The organism is Hahella sp. NS-SX17 (assembly GCF_057367735.1).
In genome coordinates, this window is the sequence record NZ_CM170632.1 from 810,452 (window position 1) to 828,727 (window position 18,276).

At 55.4% G+C, this 18,276-nt stretch carries 17 protein-coding genes; 13 read left to right on the top strand and 4 right to left on the bottom strand.

The window, feature by feature from the left end; genetic code table 11:
• The first annotated feature begins 29 nt into the window (after positions 1-29).
• The 5 genes from malE to AC2IBB_RS03715 all read left to right on the top strand — a co-directional run bounded on the left by malE (position 30) and on the right by AC2IBB_RS03715 (position 4,969).
• Positions 30-1,223, top strand: a complete 1,194-nt coding sequence (gene malE, locus AC2IBB_RS03695; protein WP_486331564.1) for a maltose/maltodextrin ABC transporter substrate-binding protein MalE — start codon at positions 30-32, stop codon at positions 1,221-1,223.
• 110 nt (positions 1,224-1,333) lie between these two features.
• On the top strand, positions 1,334-2,884 hold the full coding sequence (gene malF, locus AC2IBB_RS03700) for a maltose ABC transporter permease MalF (protein WP_486331565.1): 1,551 nt from the start codon (positions 1,334-1,336) through the stop codon (positions 2,882-2,884).
• A gap of 11 nt (positions 2,885-2,895) precedes the next feature.
• Positions 2,896-3,786 (top strand): maltose ABC transporter permease MalG, encoded by an 891-nt coding sequence (malG, locus tag AC2IBB_RS03705; RefSeq protein ID WP_486331566.1) that lies wholly within the window; start codon positions 2,896-2,898, stop codon positions 3,784-3,786.
• A 156-nt stretch (positions 3,787-3,942) separates the two neighbouring features.
• Complete coding sequence (locus AC2IBB_RS03710) at positions 3,943-4,431, top strand: CC0125/CC1285 family lipoprotein (RefSeq protein ID WP_486331567.1); 489 nt, start codon at positions 3,943-3,945, stop codon at positions 4,429-4,431.
• 259 nt (positions 4,432-4,690) lie between these two features.
• On the top strand, positions 4,691-4,969 hold the full coding sequence (locus tag AC2IBB_RS03715) for an RNA recognition motif domain-containing protein (protein ID WP_011394431.1): 279 nt from the start codon (positions 4,691-4,693) through the stop codon (positions 4,967-4,969).
• 274 nt (positions 4,970-5,243) lie between these two features.
• Here AC2IBB_RS03715 and yjjX read toward each other — a convergent pair whose 3' ends face one another.
• A complete protein-coding gene (gene yjjX / locus AC2IBB_RS03720) occupies positions 5,244-5,771 on the bottom strand; it encodes an inosine/xanthosine triphosphatase (RefSeq protein WP_486331568.1) in 528 nt (175 codons plus the stop codon).
• 144 nt (positions 5,772-5,915) lie between these two features.
• On the opposite strand from yjjX, the gene AC2IBB_RS03725 reads away from it, so the two are divergent.
• Positions 5,916-6,239 (top strand): TraR/DksA family transcriptional regulator, encoded by a 324-nt coding sequence (locus AC2IBB_RS03725; RefSeq protein WP_486331569.1) that lies wholly within the window; start codon positions 5,916-5,918, stop codon positions 6,237-6,239.
• A gap of 57 nt (positions 6,240-6,296) precedes the next feature.
• Here AC2IBB_RS03725 and AC2IBB_RS03730 read toward each other — a convergent pair whose 3' ends face one another.
• Positions 6,297-7,457 carry a response regulator gene (locus AC2IBB_RS03730; RefSeq protein WP_486331570.1) on the bottom strand — a complete coding sequence of 387 codons (1,161 nt, stop codon included), beginning with the start codon at positions 7,455-7,457 and terminating at the stop codon, positions 6,297-6,299.
• A 204-nt stretch (positions 7,458-7,661) separates the two neighbouring features.
• Here AC2IBB_RS03730 and AC2IBB_RS03735 point away from each other — a divergent pair, with 204 nt between their 5' ends.
• From AC2IBB_RS03735 to AC2IBB_RS03745, 3 genes are all read left to right on the top strand, one after another.
• A complete protein-coding gene (locus tag AC2IBB_RS03735; RefSeq protein WP_486331571.1) occupies positions 7,662-8,879 on the top strand; it encodes a methyl-accepting chemotaxis protein in 1,218 nt (405 codons plus the stop codon).
• Positions 8,880-9,015: 136 nt separating this feature from the next.
• On the top strand, positions 9,016-9,318 hold the full coding sequence (locus AC2IBB_RS03740) for an STAS domain-containing protein (protein WP_486331572.1): 303 nt from the start codon (positions 9,016-9,018) through the stop codon (positions 9,316-9,318).
• A gap of 30 nt (positions 9,319-9,348) precedes the next feature.
• Positions 9,349-11,031, top strand: coding sequence for a SpoIIE family protein phosphatase (locus AC2IBB_RS03745; protein ID WP_486331573.1), 1,683 nt, complete (start codon positions 9,349-9,351; stop codon positions 11,029-11,031).
• Positions 11,032-11,058: 27 nt separating this feature from the next.
• Here the strand turns inward: AC2IBB_RS03745 and AC2IBB_RS03750 are convergent, their stop codons facing one another.
• Positions 11,059-11,805: an oxygen-binding di-iron domain-containing protein gene (locus AC2IBB_RS03750; RefSeq protein ID WP_486331574.1), complete on the bottom strand. Its 747-nt coding sequence runs from the start codon at positions 11,803-11,805 to the stop codon at positions 11,059-11,061.
• 149 nt (positions 11,806-11,954) lie between these two features.
• Entirely contained in the window at positions 11,955-12,605 is a 651-nt protein-coding gene (locus AC2IBB_RS03755) for a hypothetical protein (protein WP_486331575.1), read from the bottom strand.
• A 285-nt stretch (positions 12,606-12,890) separates the two neighbouring features.
• Here AC2IBB_RS03755 and AC2IBB_RS03760 point away from each other — a divergent pair, with 285 nt between their 5' ends.
• The 4 genes from AC2IBB_RS03760 to AC2IBB_RS03775 are packed head-to-tail and all read left to right on the top strand — an operon-like array spanning position 12,891 to position 18,228.
• Positions 12,891-13,253, top strand: a complete 363-nt coding sequence (locus AC2IBB_RS03760) for a response regulator (protein WP_486331576.1) — start codon at positions 12,891-12,893, stop codon at positions 13,251-13,253.
• 27 nt (positions 13,254-13,280) lie between these two features.
• Positions 13,281-15,368: a chemotaxis protein CheA gene (locus tag AC2IBB_RS03765; protein WP_486331577.1), complete on the top strand. Its 2,088-nt coding sequence runs from the start codon at positions 13,281-13,283 to the stop codon at positions 15,366-15,368.
• Positions 15,352-15,861, top strand: a complete 510-nt coding sequence (locus tag AC2IBB_RS03770; protein WP_486331578.1) for a chemotaxis protein CheW — start codon at positions 15,352-15,354, stop codon at positions 15,859-15,861. Before AC2IBB_RS03765 ends, AC2IBB_RS03770 begins: the two co-directional genes overlap by 17 nt.
• Before the next feature lie 45 nt (positions 15,862-15,906).
• Positions 15,907-18,228 (top strand): methyl-accepting chemotaxis protein, encoded by a 2,322-nt coding sequence (locus AC2IBB_RS03775; RefSeq protein WP_486331579.1) that lies wholly within the window; start codon positions 15,907-15,909, stop codon positions 18,226-18,228.
• Positions 18,229-18,276 lie beyond the last annotated feature (48 nt).

The window sequence follows — 18,276 nt, forward strand, 5'->3', positions numbered from 1 at the left end:
ACAACAATAACCCACAGAGAGGTAATACAATGAAAGCTTGGCATAAGCTTGTCGGCTCAGTCGCAGCCTCATTGCTCGTGTCGGCCGGAGCGGTTTCGAGCGCGCAGGCCGGTATAGAAGAAGGGAAACTGGTTGTCTGGATAAATGGCGACAAAGGTTATAACGGATTACAGCAGGTCGGCGATTGGTTTGCGAAAGACACCGGCATTGAGGTGAGCGTCGCCCACCCTGATAATGTCACCGATAAATTTCAACAGGCCGCCGCGACCGGCAACGGGCCTGATATTTTCATCTGGGCCCACGACCGTTTCGGCGAATGGGCGAAGTCCGGTTTGATCTCTCCGCTGAATCCTTCCAAGAAAATCAAAGACGAAACCGTCGATTTCACTTGGGACGCGGTGAGCTGGAACGGCAAAGTCTATGGTTATCCTATCGCGCTGGAAGCGGTTGGCCTGATCTACAACAAAGATCTGGTTCCTGCGCCACCCGCGACATTTGAAGACGTCATGGCGCTGGACAAGAAACTGGCGGCGGACGGCAAGCGCGCCATTCTTTGGGATTACAACAACACCTACTTCTCCTGGCCTCTGTTCGCCTCCAATGGCGGCTATCCCTTTAAAAAGAACGGCGCAGGCTATGACGTCAAGGACACCGGCGTGAACAACGCAGGCTCCAAGTCCGCGGCGAACCTGATCAAGCAGTTGATCGATCAGGGCATGATGCCGAAAGGCGCTGACTACGGCGTTATGGAGTCCAAATTCAACAAGGGCGAAGTGGCCATGATGATTAATGGGCCCTGGGCCTGGGGCAACCTGAAGAAGAGCGGCATCAACTTTGGCGTGGCCACGATTCCTTCTGTCAACGGCGAGCCCGGCAAACCCTTCACCGGCGTTCTGGCTGCGGCGGTCAACTCCGCCAGCCCCAACAAAGAACTGGCGATAGAGTTCATCGAGAACTACATGCTGAACCTGAAAGGTCTGAAGATGGTGAACGACGACGTGCCCCTGGGCGCGGTGGCCAACAAGGCCTTCATGAAGGAACTGTCCGCTGACCCGAATATCGCCGCCACCTTCAAGAATGCGGAAATGGGCGAGCCCATGCCGAATGTTCCTGAAATGGGCGCCTTCTGGTCCTCCATGGGACCTGCTTTGCAGAACATCACGTCTGGCAGACAGACCGTGGATGAAGCGTTGGACATGGCGGCCAAGCGTATTATTCGCTAAGGCTGACAATCGGGTTCATGGATGAGCCCGCGTTCGACGCAAACGCATTTCGGCTACGCCGGAACAGGCGCCGCCATCATTGATCAGACGTAGCAATAGGGGCTATATACATGCTTACTCACGCCCTTTCGTCACCTGTTGTAGATAACAAGCGACCCATGACAAAAGCAGTTTTCAAGTGGGCGGCGGTCGGAGCCGTACTGTTATTGGCTCTTTATCTGACTGTCGCACTATACGCCCAGAACCAGACGGCCTTCGCGTTGCTGTTTCTGGTGGTAATCGGATCGGCCGCTTATATCTTCAGCAGCCCGAAAGCATATGCGCACCGCTATATTTATCCCGCCATCGCCGGCATGGTGGTGTTTATTATTTTCCCCCTGTTGTACACCGTCGGCATAGGCTTCACTAATTACAGCGCCAGTAACCTGTTGTCTCAGGAACGGGTGCTTGAGCAACTGCTCAGCCAGCGTTTCCAGACTGGCGAAGAAAGATACGATTTCAAGCTCTATCCCTCGGACGACAAATTTGTCATGCGCCTGGAGAGCCCTGCGGGACAAAGCTGGGCGTCCGCGCCATTCAGCTTCAGTGAACTGCAGAATAGCGCGTTGGCGGTGGCTCCGGTTGAACAGGCGGCCCCGGATACTCAACCGCTGGGGATTAAAGACGTCATCAAGCTGAAAGAAGACCTGAAAAGTCTGTCCGTCAATCTGGAAGGCGGCGCTTCGTTAAGCCTCGCCGGGCTGCGTAATTTCGCGCCTATGCAGTCGCTGTACGGCCTGCGTGATGACGGCGGTTTAGTGAATCAGCAGACTGGCGTGATTTATGCTCCGAACCAGGATATCGGATTTTACGAGGGCCCTCAGGGTGAAACCCTGTCGCCAGGCTGGACTGTCACTATTGGCTGGGACAATTACCTGCAGGTGGTTACTGACCCCAGCATTCGCGGCCCATTCATTGAGATCTTCGTGTGGACGCTGGCGTTCGCCACCATGACGGTGTTGTTTACGCTGGCGGTAGGTCTGGTGCTGGCGAATATCCTGCAATGGGATCAGCTCAAGGGCAAAGGCTTCTACCGCATGATGTTGATCCTGCCCTACGCGGTGCCCGCCTTTATTTCCATTCTGGTGTTCAAAGGGCTGTTTAATCAGAATTTCGGCGAGATTAACCTGGTGCTGGAGAATCTGTTCGGCGTGCGTCCGGACTGGTTCAGCGATCCCGCGCTGGCGCGCACCATGATTCTGATCGTCAACACCTGGTTGGGCTATCCCTACATGATGCTGCTGTGTATGGGACTGCTGCAGGCGATTCCCCGCGATCTGTACGAAGCTTCCGCCATGGATGGAGCCACGCCGCTGGATAATCTGTTCCGCATCACTCTGCCGCAGATCATCAAGCCGCTGATGCCTTTGCTGATCGCCAGCTTTGCATTCAATTTCAACAACTTTGTGTTGATCGCCCTGTTGACCGGCGGCGCGCCGGATATTATCGGCGCCACGACGCCGGCGGGCACCACCGACCTGCTGGTCAGCTATACCTACCGTATCGCTTTCCAGGATTCCGGGCAGAATTTCGGTCTGGCGGCGGCGATCGCCACAGTGATCTTCATCCTGGTGGGCTCGTTGTCGCTGATCAACCTCAAGTTGTCCAAGATTAAGGTATAGGAGACGTTATTATGGCGATGGTGCAGCCGCGTTCAGTGCGCTACCGGGTCTGGGCGACCCACTTCGGTCTGCTGTGCTTTATCGGGATCATCCTGTTCCCGTTGCTGATGGTGGTGTCGATTTCCTTCCGCACCGGCAACTTCGCAACCGGCAGCCTGCTGCCGGAGAATCCGTCTCTGGAACACTGGGCGCTGGCGCTGGGCATTCCCTATACCCAGGCGGACGGGACTGTATTGCAGCCGCCGTTTCCGGTGCTGCTGTGGCTGTGGAACTCCGTCAAGATCGCGGTGATCTCCTCCGCCTTGATCCTGCTACTGTCCACCACCAGCGCATATGCGTTCGCCCGTCTGCGTTTCAAGTTCAAGGGCGTGATTCTGAAGTCCATGCTGATCTTCCAGATGTTTCCGCCGGTGTTGTCGCTGGTCGCGCTGTACGCCTTGTTCGATCAGATCGGCAACCACGTCAGCTGGCTCGGGATCGATACCCATGGCGCGGTGATTCTGGCCTCGCTTGGCGGCATGGCGCTGCATATCTGGACCATCAAGGGGTATTTCGAATCCATTGATCGCTCGCTGGAGGAAGCCGCCATTGTCGATGGCGCCAGCACCTGGCAGGCGTTCCGCTACATTCTGCTGCCGCTGTCGGTGCCGATTCTGGCGGTGGTGTTCATCCTCGCTTTCGTGATGAACATCATGGAGTACCCGATCGCCTCAATCCTGCTGTTGGATGTGAACAACCTGACCTTGGCGGTGGGCGCTCAGCAATATCTCTATGAGCAGAACTATTTGTGGGGAGACTTTGCGGCGGCGGCAGTGTTGTCGGGCCTTCCCATTACGTTGATTTTTCTTTATTGCCAGAAATGGATTGTGGGTGGACTCACTGCAGGTGGGGTGAAAGGGTAATCGCGCAATCATCCTCTCGTCTTCCAAATTATTCCTTGCGCGTACCCGGCCTGATGGCCGGGTCTTTTTTTGTGCGCCAGTCGAGAATTTCGAACTGGGTCTGAGTATTCCTCTCTCGCTATGATAAATTGAATTTCCTGATAAGGAGATTCCCTCATGTTTCCGCGAATTTCGTTAATTATCGCAGCTTTATCCCTGACCGCCGGATTGGGCGGCTGCTCCGCGTTTTCCAAACTGCCGGACTATATGGCGAAGGAAGACGGTCGTCCCCATGGTTATTCCGAGGTTGCGTTGCCGGAAGGGGGCTATCAGGTCAGTTACGAAACTTATAAAAAGTATGAATTGCTCCACGTCGAGGAACTGGCGATCCGGCGCGCCGCTGAGCTGTCTGTGGAGCAGGGAGCCAAGGGGTTTGATGTCGAGAATACCCTGTGCTTCAAGGAGTTTCAGTTCGATCAGGTTCCAGAGCAGAGCGCATCCGGACGCACCGTCACTCTTACTTCGGCGGCGGGTCCGGTATCGGTGCCGGTGGATGAACCCAACTTCCCCGGTTATACCCGCACCTTTGAGGTCAGGAAGTGCTTACTCAAAATTAAGTTGCTGAAGGATCTGGAAGCCCCAGGAGATGGGCGCGACGCAAGCTGACGTTGATGCATGCGACATGAGTTGGCCAGGGGGCGGATGGCGGCGAATTGTCATCAATTGGAAATGGGAATGTTCCATAGTTAAATCATTTGACGTTTTGCCACTTTTGTTCCAGATTTGTATGCATTGTGCGCAGGCGCGAGAGCGGGCCTGCAACCGAATTAGCCAGCGGTTGGCTAGTCACTGACGATAATTGGAGCGTTTGGTTTTCGTCGGTGTGATTGCTACAGGCGCTCGTGACAAATAATGAGATGGTGAGATGAATATTTATGTTGGAAACCTGTCCTATCAGGTAACAGAAGACGATTTGCGGGAAGCGTTTGCGGCCTATGGCGATATCAGCAACGTCAATATCATCCGCGACAGAGATACCGGCCAATCCAAAGGATTCGGTTTCGTAGAAATGTCCGACAACGGGCAGGCGGAAGAGGCGATTCAGAAGCTTAATGAAAGCAACCTGAAAGGCCGTAACATGAAAGTTAACGAGGCCCGTCCCCGGGAAGAAAAGCCAAAGCGTAATTTCAGACCTCGCCACTAAATTTGTCATTGTAAGGAAAGAAAGCGTCCATCGGCCTGGCCGGGCGGACAGGTTCATTCCTTATTGAGCGACGCCTTGTAGCAGCCGCTCCTGCTTATATTGGTGGGAGGATGCGCCCCAAGCGCGCCTTTTAGCTTCCAAACCCGACTTTGCGTCGGGTTTTGGCGGTTAATTTCGTGCAGGCGTAGTTATGCGTCTGGGCGGTTGTAGATCGCCTGCTATTGATCGTCTTTTCAGAGGACTGACAGCGTCGACGGACAATGTTCAACGGGGCTTATAGTTGTACTACTGGAAGCGTGAAGCGGGTCAGCGCCAGAATGAGCGTATCTGCATACAGGCTTTCACGGCTGAGCAACTCCCGGGTCAGCAAGCCGATTGCGCCTGTCTGTTGCTTGCTGTTTTGCGTTCCGAATAAACGGTCATTGGCTTCTCCCAGCTCCATTCCCTGTTCCATCATTTTGACCACGGCTTGCGGTAATGGCAGCGCAGCGGAGCGCGCGTAGCTGACTTCTTCGCCATGTCCGACCGCGACCCAGGCGACGGCGAACAGTTGTGAGCGAATCCGGTCGACGCCGCCTTCGAAACTTACCCAGTAATCGGCGGAGGAAAACACTTCCCGCACCGCTTGCACTCGGTTTAGCGCTCCTTGCAGGGTTTCTTCGTCGGTGAGGGGCTGGGAGGCCACGCCGGATTCAGTTTCGGTCCCGATGCAGTGAATCCGGCCGTCGGGGAAGCATCGGTTGAAGGCGTTACGCGCGGCATTGACTTTGACGGGGTTGACGGAGGCGACGACGACTTCCATAGACAGCTCTCTGTTGAAACAAAATCGCAATTAAAACTTGTTGGTTTGCGGCGAATCAAGCCATATATTCTGTTTAATGACATTCTTGCCAGGGAGAGCAATACCAGCCTGGGATATTATCGTAAGCATCGCGAAGGAGAGATTATGCAGCAGTCCCATATCAAAAACCGATTGTCCGAACAGCTGTCCGAACTCATTACGCGTTTGGAGGACATCACCCGCGACCTCACGTCAGAGCATTCCGCAGACTCGGCGGAGCAGGCGCAGGAGCGGGAGAACGACGACGTGCTGAATGCGCTTAAAGTCGAGACGGAGATCGAGATCAATCAGGTGAAAAAGGCCCTGCAACGGTTACAGCAGGGAGAATATGGCGTTTGCGTCATGTGCGGCGAGGAGATTCCCGAGTCCCGCCTGCAGGTATTGCCTTTTGCAGAATTGTGCGTCAGTTGCGCCAGCAAGTCCGAATAAACATTCCCCCAGCTATCGTTTCCGCTTACTCAAGCTTCTGATTGCCCAAACATCTGATTATTCAGAACTGAACTGCTCCAAAGCGCGGTTCAGTTCTTCAGGAGGCAGCTTCATAATCTCGGATACCAGTTTAATCAGTTGGCGGTCGCCGGGATTAACCTTTAGCCCCTGATGAAATATGTCGTTGGTGGTAAAAATAGCGTTGTCGATGATCGACATGATGGAGTGTTCCTGATCTTCCGACAGCCCTAAGGTATTTAAGGCGAACACCATTTGCTCTGCGGCGTTTTCGGTGGCGCTGATGATATTGTCGGCTACGTCCGCATAGCGCTTGTCGATTTCCTCCAGCACGGTTTCCGCCTTCGATGTCAGTTGCTTGAGAATCTCCATTTGCAACTCATTGGTGCGGCGATCATCCAGCGCCTTCACCCTGCTGTCCATACCCTGCACGAGATAGAACAGGTTGTCCCGCAGGCGGCCGCAGCGCTTGTCGTCTCCCAGCGGCATGTTTTTCACCAGCAGGGATACCTGGTCGAAGTTGATGAACAGTCGGCGTCCGGCGGAGTGCAGACGTCCTGCATCCTGGAAATGTCGCAGCAGACGGCTTTCCAGGTCACGGGAAAGGCCGTTAGGCTCCATGTTTTTTTCTTCAAAGCGACCGCGGATCTGCAAACTGCATTTGACGTCATAGTTGTTCAAGGCTTGAAACAGTCGCTGGCCTAATTCATCAAAGTTGTTGCAGTTAGCGGAGTCCAGCAGAAAATTGATGTTGACCCCCATGTCGCCGCTGTCGGTCATGGCGGACATGGCGACGTCATGGGTGAACTGCAACTGGGTTTTAAGCTGCCGGTTGGCGATCAGGTTGATGATGGCCTTGTTGATGCGGGCGATGAATTCTTCCGACGGCGTATTGGTGGGAATGACGTCGTCCGCGCCAGCGTTGAACAGCGCGATAGTGTCCTCCACGCTATTGTCCGAAGTCAGGCATATCAGGGGCGTGTCGGCGATCTGCGTATCCTGGCGCAACATGCCGAGTGTGATTTGCGCTTCCTTCAGCGGTTGTTCAATGCAGAGAATGATGGCGTGCCACTGGCCACCGTTAATCTTTTCAATGGCGTCATGCAAGTCGCTGTATTGCAGTTCCAGTAGGTTCAGGCTGGCTGTTTGCAGAGGTTCGGGCAGCTCGCCTATGACCAGACCGGCGTATTTCAAACCCATATGAAACTCCTTGCCGATGATCCGTATTCCGCTTTTTCGCATGGTTCTCTCAGAAGCATAGCGCATTTTTCAGGGTTGGTTTCTCAGTGGCGGCGCTGACGGCGGTAACCCTGGTTTAATTTGATTAGAGTCTATTTTTTAAACGGCGGCGGCAGGTTGTTCTATAGTTATTAAGTCCACCTCTAACAGCTTTTCAGGAACTCTATGCTTGCAACGACTCAGAACCTTATGGCGAAAGACCCCATCGTATTGGCGGCGCTGGGAACAGGATTGGCGACGCTTTGCGCCGGCTGGCTGACATCGGGACTGCTCTCCGCCGGATTGTTCACCGTCTCCAGTTTGTCGTTTTTCGCATCCTGCCTGATTACTGACGGCAAGCAGAACGAAACGAATGGGGAGCAGGAGCGGCAGCGACAAAGCAGCGAGCGGGATTTTCAGAGTGCAGTAAAAGAGGTCGACAACTACGCCAATGGACAGTTGACCGCCATCAGCGCTGACAACCGCGATCTGGCCGACACCATTAGCAACAATATTGAATTGCTGGGACAGGCGTTTGTTTCTTTGAGCGAGTTGACCAATCATCAGAACGAGTTGGCCAAGGAAATTTTTGAACGGATGAAGGGGAAAAAGAACGGGGCCAAGACTCCGGTCAAAAAAGAGAAAGTAGAAGATAACATCAGCATAGAGTTCTTCGCCAAATCGCTGGACCAGGTAATTGGCACTTATGTTGAGCTGCTGGTGAGCGTGAGTGAGAAAAGCGTCAATGCGGTGCATCGCATTGAGGACATGGTCACTCATATTGACCAGATGTTCTCTTTGCTGGGCAATATTCAGGAGATTGCTGACCAGACAGACCTGTTGGCGCTTAACGCGGCCATCGAAGCCGCGCGGGCGGGAGAGGCCGGGCGCGGCTTTGCGGTGGTGGCGGATGAAGTGCGGCGTCTGTCGCGCACCTCCAGCGACCTCAACACTCAGATCAAAGGCAAGGCCAACGAAACCAAAGACGCCATCAGTAAAGTGCGGACGATTGTCGGGGACGTGGCTTCCCTGGATATGAAAGACGCGCTTAATGCGCGCAGCTACATCGATCAGATGCTGCATACCATGCGTGACGTCAATGAAGAAGTGAACGGCGCTGTGGGTCGTATGACTCAACTCACCAAGGAGATTAAGCAATCCGTGGACTCCAGCGTACGCGGCCTGCAGTTCGGCGATATCGCCATGCAGACTTGCGGTCGCATGATGAGCCGTCTGGAAACGCTGAACAACGCCTTGCAATTACAGAAGGAAGTCTGCGGCAAGAGCGACAAGTATACGGACATCGCCAGGGTCAGAGCGCGGCTGGACTCCCTGCATAACGACAACAGCAAACATGGCTCGAACAAAGCGGCGGAATCCGGCTCTGACATCGAGCTGTTTTAATACATAAAACCGGCAGCAGGCCCTTGGCGACCAGGCCTGAGCGTGGGGAAGCGCGTACAGGAGCGTCCGGCGGGCGCCTCGGTAATACGTCGCCAAGTTAATAAACAGTCAGATCAATCTCAGGGAACAGGGCGTTATGACTATAGAAACCAAAGTCAACTCAGACGGCGGCGCCGTCACCATCTACATCCGCGGACGCTTCGATTTCAGCGTGGTGAATCAGTTCCGGGAAGCCTATGAGGCTCACAAGCAAAAGAACCATTTCTACATCGACATGCGGCAGACCGAGCACATGGACAGCTCGGCGCTGGGCATGTTGCTGAATATGCGCAGCTATCTGGGCTCCGACGCGGTCAAAATTGAAATCGTCAACTGCTCCCCTGGCATTCGCAAAATTCTGGAGATTGCGAAATTTGACAAGAAGTTCGCCATCAGCTGAGCCGCTATGGCTTTGTGAAGGGGGATCGAGATGAATATTCTGGTCGTGGATGACGACATGTACAGCCGTCAGCTCATGGGGTTCGTGCTGGAGGAGGGCGGCCACAAATGCGAGTTTGCTGAATCTGGCGAACAGGCGCTGGAGATCTGGCGCAAGCAGGGCGCGGATGTGGTGCTGATGGATGTGCTGATGCCCGGTATGAACGGTTATGAAGCGGCGCGCATCATCAAAGAGGAAGCAGGTCAGGATCATATTCCCATTGTATTTTTGACCGCCCTGGATGACGACAGGGCTTTGGTGGAGTGCCTGTCCATTGGCGACGACTTTCTGGGCAAGCCTGTTAATTTCGTCACCTTGCAGGCGAAAATACGCGCCCATTCACGCACTCTGGCGCTGAACCGTAAGGTAGTGGAGCAGAATCGGGAGCTTGCCTATTTCCACACCAAGGTGCAGGCCGAACACGAGATGACCCAACACATCATGACCGCGGCGCTTAAACTCAGCGCCAAAGATGTGTATGGCGTCCGCTACCACTGCACCGCACGCTCCACCTTTAATGGCGATCTGGTGTTATTAAAAGAGAAACGGGATGGCGGGGCCTATGTGCTGGTGGGCGACTTCACTGGCCACGGGCTGGCGGCTTCCGTGGGCTCCATTCCTGTCGCGCAGGCTTTCAGTACGATGTGCGAACGCAACCTCTCGGTGAGTGAGATTTCTCTGGAACTGAACAAGATCCTCAAGCGTTTCTTGCCTCCCACCATGTTTTTCGCGGCTTGCCTGCTTGAGATCAACCCCACTCGCAGCAAGATTGAGGTGTGGGCCGGGGGCCTTCCAGATGCGTTCATCGTGGGGGGAAACAACAAGATTCGGCGCATTATTCATTCCGCCCATATGCCGCTGGGCGTTATGGATATGGATGAGTTCGAGTCCTGGACTGAAACCATCTCCGTCACCCCTGAGGACCGCCTGTATCTCTATACGGATGGCATTACCGAGTGCCCCAACGTCGCCAACGAGATGTTCGGAGAGGAACGTCTGCGAGAGGCGCTTGAATCCGGAGCGGACGATCTGTTCGACGGCCTGATCGCCGCGGTGCATGAGTTCAATGATGATCCGGATTTACAGGATGACCTGTCTCTGGTGGAGCTGAAGTGCGCGCCGCCGCCCATGGCTGAAAAGGAAGCAGAGCCGGTGCAGGAGGTGAAGAAAGAAGACGCTCCGCCCAAATCCAATCTGCCGGAGTTTCACCTGGAGCTGCACTGGGGACCGGATCAGTTGCGCGACTCCGACCCACTGATGATCTTGCGCCAATGGCTGGGGAGCCATGCCGTGGTGCGCAATAGCAAAGAAGTCGTGTTTATGGTGCTCGCGGAACTGTTTAATAACGCGCTGGAGCATGGCGTTTTGGGACTGTCTTCATCGCTGAAAGACGGCGACGAAGGTTTTGACCGCTATTATCAGGAGCGCGCCGTCCGCCTGGAGAAACTTGAGGACGGTTATGTCTGCCTGCAAGTGCACTTATCCAACACCCGCCCGGCGCGCATGATGATGATGGTCAGCGACAGCGGTCCCGGCTTCTGCATTAATGTGGAGGAACTGGATTACAACGATGAGTCCTTCGGCCGCGGCTTGCCTCTCATCAAGGCCTTGTGTTCCCAGTTTGAGCTGGACGGTGAAAACTCCACGGTGAAAGCGCAGATCGAACTGGAGTGAGCCAGCCGGGGCGACGGTTAGGTCGCCTCAGCGGCTGGCGGTGCGTAACGCCGAACCGACTTCCAACTGCTCGAACCAGTCCAGAAATCGCCCTACGTCATCGTCTTTGAAGATGCGTCCGTGCTGGGGCGCCATGTACTTGATATCCAGTCGGCGTACGCGGCTGATCCAGTCGTTCTTGGCGGTGTTGGAGGGCATCCAGCGCTTGTGGAACAGCTCCATAAACCGGGTATGCTCCTTGAAATTCTCTACATACAGCGGGGGCTGTCCCGGCTCCAGCGAGGCGCCGATGTCGCCGCTCATCAGAATCTTGAGTTCGGGATCATAGACGTTGAAGTTGCCGGATGAGTGTAGATAGTGGGCGGGAATAAGCTGCAGATTGACGCTGTCCAGCTCCATGACGCCGCCGTCATCCGGTAGCGAGACATATTCGATGTGACTCATGCCGAAATGGCGGATAAAACCTTCCCAGAGCCAGGGCGCGTGCAGTCGCGCTTTCGGCAGCGCCTGGTCCCAGAGCCCCAGAGAGGAAATGATGTCCGGGTCCTGGTGTGACGCGAACAAATCCGTGATTTCATGAATCGGAGCCCAGTCCAGCGCGCAGGCCAGCATGGCGGAAAACAGCTCGATGCCGCCGGGCTCCAGGATCAGTAAACGGCGGTCGGTGCGCACCATGTACTGGTTGGTGTCGATAATTTTCTGGGGTTTGCCTGTGTCTCGACCGCAAATAATCCATTTATGGCGTTTGCCCTGCCATAGTGCTTCGGAATGCATGGACGCTGTTCTCCACCTGTCTGCTGTAGGAAACCTAATACTGACTGTTTTTCAAGACCGACTAGTTTCAAGACGGACTAGTTTTAAGACGGACTGTGTTTCCGGATTGTTAGCGTTTAAGGTCTGCTGCGCGCCGGAGCGGACTGGCGTCAGGTCAGCAGGCCCATCAGACGCAGACCGATCGCAATGCGCTCACTGATGCGTTCGGCTGCGTTTTCAATATTTTCCGCGATCGTGAACAGGGACTCCTGAAACGGGCCTGCCCGGGACGCCTCGATACGGCAGTTGGCGACGATGGACTTGAGCGCGCGGGTGCAGTCCCGGATTTCGGTCAGCAGTTTGCGTACGCTGCGATAGTAGCCGTTGGTTTCTTCTTCCAGTTGCGCCTGTCCTTTCAGGTTGCGCTGCAGAATGTCCCGCAATTCCTCCGACTTCGCCTCGTTAGTGCGTATGGCTTTATTCAATGCGGAGGCGAATTTCTGCTGGTTCATTAGTTTGACGGCGCTGCGGGACAGCTCTTTGGAGGCGGCGCCGATGTCGGCGGCGCAGGCCATGCTGCGAGAGGCGATTTCCTCGATGAACTGGGTGATGCCGCTGAAGCCTTGTCCCCATTCGCCGGCGCGGGCGGTGATGGCCTGTGCGTTCTTGGATGAGATGGCGATGAGCTTGGCGTAGTGAATGGTGCTTTTAAGCTCGCTGGCCAGGGTCGCGGACGCGACGAACCGGGGAATGGAGCGGCCGTCGTACTTGCGCACGAGATCGTCAATGTCTTCCTGTCTCAGCACATTGAGTTCAGCCATTATCGCGGATCATCCGTTCCTGATCTTTTCTTCAATTAAAGCGGAAGTTTTGGCTTTTACAACTTGCAGAACCTGATAACGAAGCCTTTCGCGAGCATTTTGCGAAACCGTTGCTCGTCGCGTTCTTTGCCCCTGTGAATTTTAAATATGCTGCTATGCTTTTATTTCAGGTTCCGGTTAAGTTTTGAGCCGTCATTCTGTTTGAGCCGTATAAGACAGTAATCTGGGTTAGTTTGGGAAACCTGACCGGTTTATTGCGCACAATCAAAAAGTGTTGGGGACTATATGGCAAAGATACTCGCAGTGGATGATTCCGCTTCCATGCGCCAGATGGTGACGTTCACACTCAAGGGGGCCGGGCATCAGGTGGATGAGGCCGCCAATGGTCAGGAAGCGCTGAGCAAAGCGAAGTCCGGCAAATACGACCTGGTGATCACCGACGTCAATATGCCCGTCATGGACGGCATCTCCCTGATCAAAAACCTTCGTTCGGAAGGGGCCTATAAGTTTACCCCGTTGCTGATGCTGACTACCGAGTCCGGCGCAGACAAAAAAGCGGAAGGCAAGGCGGCGGGAGCGACCGGTTGGATCGTCAAGCCGTTCAACCCCGATCAACTGGTCGCCACGGTAAAAAAAGTCTTGGGATAACCGGCCCCGCCGGCTTAGGAGAGACGCATGAGCATGGACCTCTCTCGATTTCATGATGTTTTTTTTGAAGAAAGTTTCGAAGCCGTCAACACGATAGAGGCGAGCCTCCTGGAAGTGGATCTTGACGAGCCTGACCCTGAATCGATCAACAATATTTTTCGCGCCGCTCACTCCATAAAGGGCGGCAGCGCCACCTTCGGGTTTTCCCAGGTGGCGGCTTACACCCATGTGATGGAAAACCTGCTCGATGAAATCCGCGCCGGCAAACGCCGTCTGACCCAGCCTATTGTGGATGTGCTGTTGGAGTCTGTGGACGCGCTGCGTTTGTTGCTCTCCTCCGCCAAGGCCGGTGAAGACATTCCAGAAGAAGAATTCGCCCAGCATAAATCCAAGCTGGAAGCGATTTCCAAGGACCAGACCTCGCTGACGACATCCAGTGCGCCGACCGCGGACAACAAGCCTGCGTCGACAGGGGAAACGTCTGACCCGGGCGATGGCGTCGCCGGTTGGCGCGTCGTATTTACGCCTCACAAGGAAATGATGCAACGAGGCAACGACCCCCTGCGTCTGGCCAGAGAAGTCGCAACGCTGGCGGAAGGCGATGCGGAGATCGAATGTGATCTCAGCACATTGCCGGACTGGGAGCACTTCGAGCCGCTTAACAGCTATCTGGGCTGGACTGTCAGGCTGCGGCGCCCCGTGGAAAAAGGCCTGATCGACGACGCTTTCGCCTGGGTGGAAGATGAGTGCGACATGGCCATCGTGCCCATCCCCAAAGCGCAGTCAGAGCCATCGCAGACCGTGGTGGAAGCGTCCTCTGAGCCAGCCGCTACAGCGGTTGAGCCGGCGCAGGCGGCGGAGAAAAGCGCCAGCGCCGCCGTGAAGCAAAACAAACCGACCATGGGGACGGAGAGCCAGTCCATCCGCGTCGACCTGGACAAAGTGGATGCGCTGATCAATATGGTGGGCGAACTGGTGATCACTCAGTCCATGCTGAATATGCTGAGTGAGGACGAAGCCTTGCAGGGCATGGAAAAGCTGCTGCAGGGACTGACCCAGTTGAAGCGCCAGACCCGGGCGCTGCAGGAAGGCGTCATGCAGATCCGCATGTTGCCGATTTCTTTCTGTTTCAATCGCTTTCCGCGCATGGTGCGGGATCTGAGCCGGCAACTGGGCAAAGATATTGAACTGATGCTCAGTGGAGAAAATACCGAGGTCGACAAAACGGTTATAGAAAAGATCACCGATCCCCTGGTGCATCTGGTGCGCAACAGTGTCGATCATGGTATTGAGAAACCGGCGGACCGCGCCGCCAAAGGCAAGTCAGAGCATGGCTCTGTGTATCTGCGGGCCTACCACCAGGTTGGCAATATCGTGATTGAGGTGGAGGATGACGGCAAGGGACTGGACCCGCAAGTGCTGTTGTCCAAGGCCAAACGCAAAGGGTTGATCGCTGGCGACGCCATTCTCAGCGAAGCGCAGATTTTCGAGCTGATCTTTCTACCCGGATTTTCCACCAAGGAAGAAGCCAGCGACCTGTCTGGACGCGGCGTCGGTATGGACGTGGTGAAACGCAATGTACAAAGCCTCGGCGGCAGCATTCAGGTGGAGTCGGAGTTGAACCGGCGCACCCGCTTCACCATTCGCCTGCCCTTGACCCTCGCCATCATGGACGGCCAGCTTATCTCCCTGGGCGAGGAACTCTACGTGATTCCCCTGGTCACCATTATCGAGTCCCTGCAGCCTGATCCCACCATGATTAACCGGGTGGCGGGCACCCATGAGACCATCAAACTGCGCGGCGCCTATCTGCCAGTGCTACGGTTATCGGAGGCGTTGGATGCGACGCAGAACGAAGGCGAAAAGCCCAAGCCGCTTACTGAAGGAATTATTGTGATCGTCGAGCATGAAAGCCGGCGTTTTGGTCTATTTGTGGATGAGCTGCTCAGCCAGCAGCAAATCGTCATCAAATCTCTCGAAGAGAATTACCGCCTGATACCGGGCGTATCGGCGGCCACTATTCTCGGAGACGGCAGAGTCGCGCTGATTCTGGATGTCGGCGGCCTGTCGCAACTGCAAAAAGATTCGGAAATCAGCTATGCAGATGCAGGTTAAACAACCCCTTGAGGGAGAGCAGGATGCGGAGCATCAGACGGAAAAGGAAGATGAATATCTGACGTTTAGTCTGGCGGATGAAGAGTACGCCGCGCCGATCATGCTGGTGAAGGAAATTCGCGCCTGGGAGCCGGTGACGCGGGTGCCCTATGCGGAGCCCTGGGAATGCGGTCTCATCAACGTACGCGGCGCCATCGTGCCGATCATCGACCTGCGCAAACGCATCGGCTTGACCAAGCTGGAATACAACAAACACACCGTGGTGGTGATGTTCGCCTTCGACTCAGGCGGGCGGGAGCGGGTGCGGGGGGCCGTCATCGACGCGCTTAACGATGTGGTCCGCTTTCCCACTCGCAAAATCCAGCCCTCGCCGGAACTGCGTAAACGCAAAGCGACTCAGTTCGCCCAAGGCGTTGTCGAGTATGACGGCCGCATGATTGTCATGCTGGATTTGATGCGGGCGTTGGGCATGGATGTCGAGAAAAGCGCGTGAGTGCAATTCACACACAAGAATAACATTGGGATATCGGGGAAGGACATGACGTTAAAGCGTACTTTATGGCTCGCGGGGGCGGCCGTTGTTGTTATCTTCGCTGTGATAATGACGGTATTGGTGGTGCAAAACAGCTCCACCGTCAACAACCAGCAGCAAATGGAGCGCCTGACGGAAGTGGTCAGGGTGATGGGTAATCTGGACATGCGAAGGGAAGGCGTGCGCGGCGCCACTTATAACTATGCCTATGGCGTGGAGACCTTCAATCAATCCATACAGGAGGGGGCGCGCAAGGATTATGCGAATTTTGAGGCGGCGATACGCAGAAACGTGGAGACCCTGCTCAACACTCACGTTTCCGAAAAAGTCTCCGGCGCGATGAGGGACGCCGTCCCCGGCGTGGAGGCTTTCCTTGATGCCGCCAATCAGGTGATGCAAAGCAATAACGTCACCACGCTGCACGCCAATACGCCGACGTTCGCCCAGGAGTTTAGCGTGCTGGAGACTCGTACGCTGGCGATGAAGGATCTGCTGAAGGCGGAGCGCGACCGAATACTGCAGGGCAATCATCAGGAAATCAGAACTTCGTTCGCAACAGTATTGGGTATCGTCATCGTCGGTCTGGTCATCATCGGCGCCGGCCTTTGGCGATTCGGACATAATCTGCTGGCGACCCTGGGCGAAGAACCGGTCGTGCTGGAAAGCGCCGCCGCCGCCATTACCGCTGGGGATATGGACGCGCAGATGACTAAAGCGGGCGGGGTCTACGGCAAACTGCGGGAGATGCGTGATGAACTGAAAGAACGCATTGAGCGGGACCGTCTGCAATTGATCACCACCACCCGCCTTAAACAGGCCATAGAAACTACGTCCACTGCGCTGATGGTGGCGGATGAAGGTTTCAATATCGTCTACGCCAATCCCTCCGTGAAAAAAGTGCTGAAGAATGCGGAAGCGCAGATCAAGAAGAAGCTGCCTAACTTCAACGCCGACAAACTGGAAGGCGTTTGTATCGATACGTTTCACCGGGACCCGTCCCATCAACACCGCATACTCAGGGGGTTGCGTCAGCCCTATGACGCCAGTCTGCAGCTGGGCGACGCCTATTTTGACCTGACCGCAGGCGCAATCCGCAATGAAGCCGGAGAGATTCTGGGCTTTGTGGTGGAATGGCGCGACATGACCGTGCAGGTGAACACCGAGAGGGAAGTGCAGCGCCTTGTGGAGTCGGCGCGCAAAGGCGACCTGAGCATGAAAGTGGAGCTGGAAGGCAAGAAAGGCTTTTTTCTATCGCTGGGAGAAGGCCTGAACGCCCTGGTGGATGTGATGGATGATGTCCTCGGCGATATCGGTCAAGTCATGGAGGCGTTGTCGGAAGGCGAGCTGCAGAGACGTATGCGGGACGACCATGAAGGACGCTTCGCTGCCTTGGCGGAGGCTGTGAACGGCAGCATGGTGCGCCTGGATAATATCGTCACTCAACTGATTCAGAGCAGTGATTCCGTGAAGGCGTCCAATCAGGAAATTTCCACCGGTAATAACCAGCTCTCCGAAAGAACGGAAAAGCAAAGCTCCAGCCTGGAGGAGACCGCCTCCAGTATTGAGGAACTATCCAGTAACGTCAGCAATACGGCGGACAACGCACGGCAGGCGGATCAATTGTCCGGCCTTACCCGCAATACAGCCTCGGAAGGCGGAGAAGTCACGCAGCGGGCGGTGACGTCAATGCGGGAAATCAACGAAGCCAGCCGCAAGATCGCCGAAATTATCGGCGTCATCGACGATATCGCCTTTCAGACCAATCTGCTCGCTCTCAACGCTTCGGTGGAGGCGGCGCGGGCCGGCGAGCAGGGAAGAGGGTTCGCGGTGGTGGCGACGGAAGTGCGTAATCTGGCGCAGCGCAGCGCCACCTCGGCGAAAGAGATTAAAGACCTGATTGAAGACAGCGTCAAGAAGGTGCAGGCGGGTTCCAGTCTGGTGGACGAGTCCGGCAAGAAACTGGAAGAAATTATCGGCAACGTGAAAAAAGTGGCGGATTTGATTTCCGACATTGCTGCGGCGACGGAAGAACAGAGTTCCGGTCTGGATCAGGTTAACCGGGCGGTGATGGAACTGGATGAAATCACCCAGCAAAACGCCGCCCTGGCGGAAGAAACGGCGTCTTCTGCGGAGTCTTCCCTGGAAAGCGTGGAGCAGATGACGCAGCTCATGTCCTTTTTCAAGGTGCGTCAAGCGACCGGACGCCAGCCTGCCAAAGCGCCCAAACCCAAGCTGGCCTCGATTTCCGAGCCGGCGGCGAGACAGCCGTCTAAACCCGCCGGCAAGCCGAAAGCGGAAGGCGGGGAAGACGATTGGGAGGTGTTTTAACGGACCCGTTTCTCCATGAAGCACGGAAACGAGCCAGACAGCGCCAAA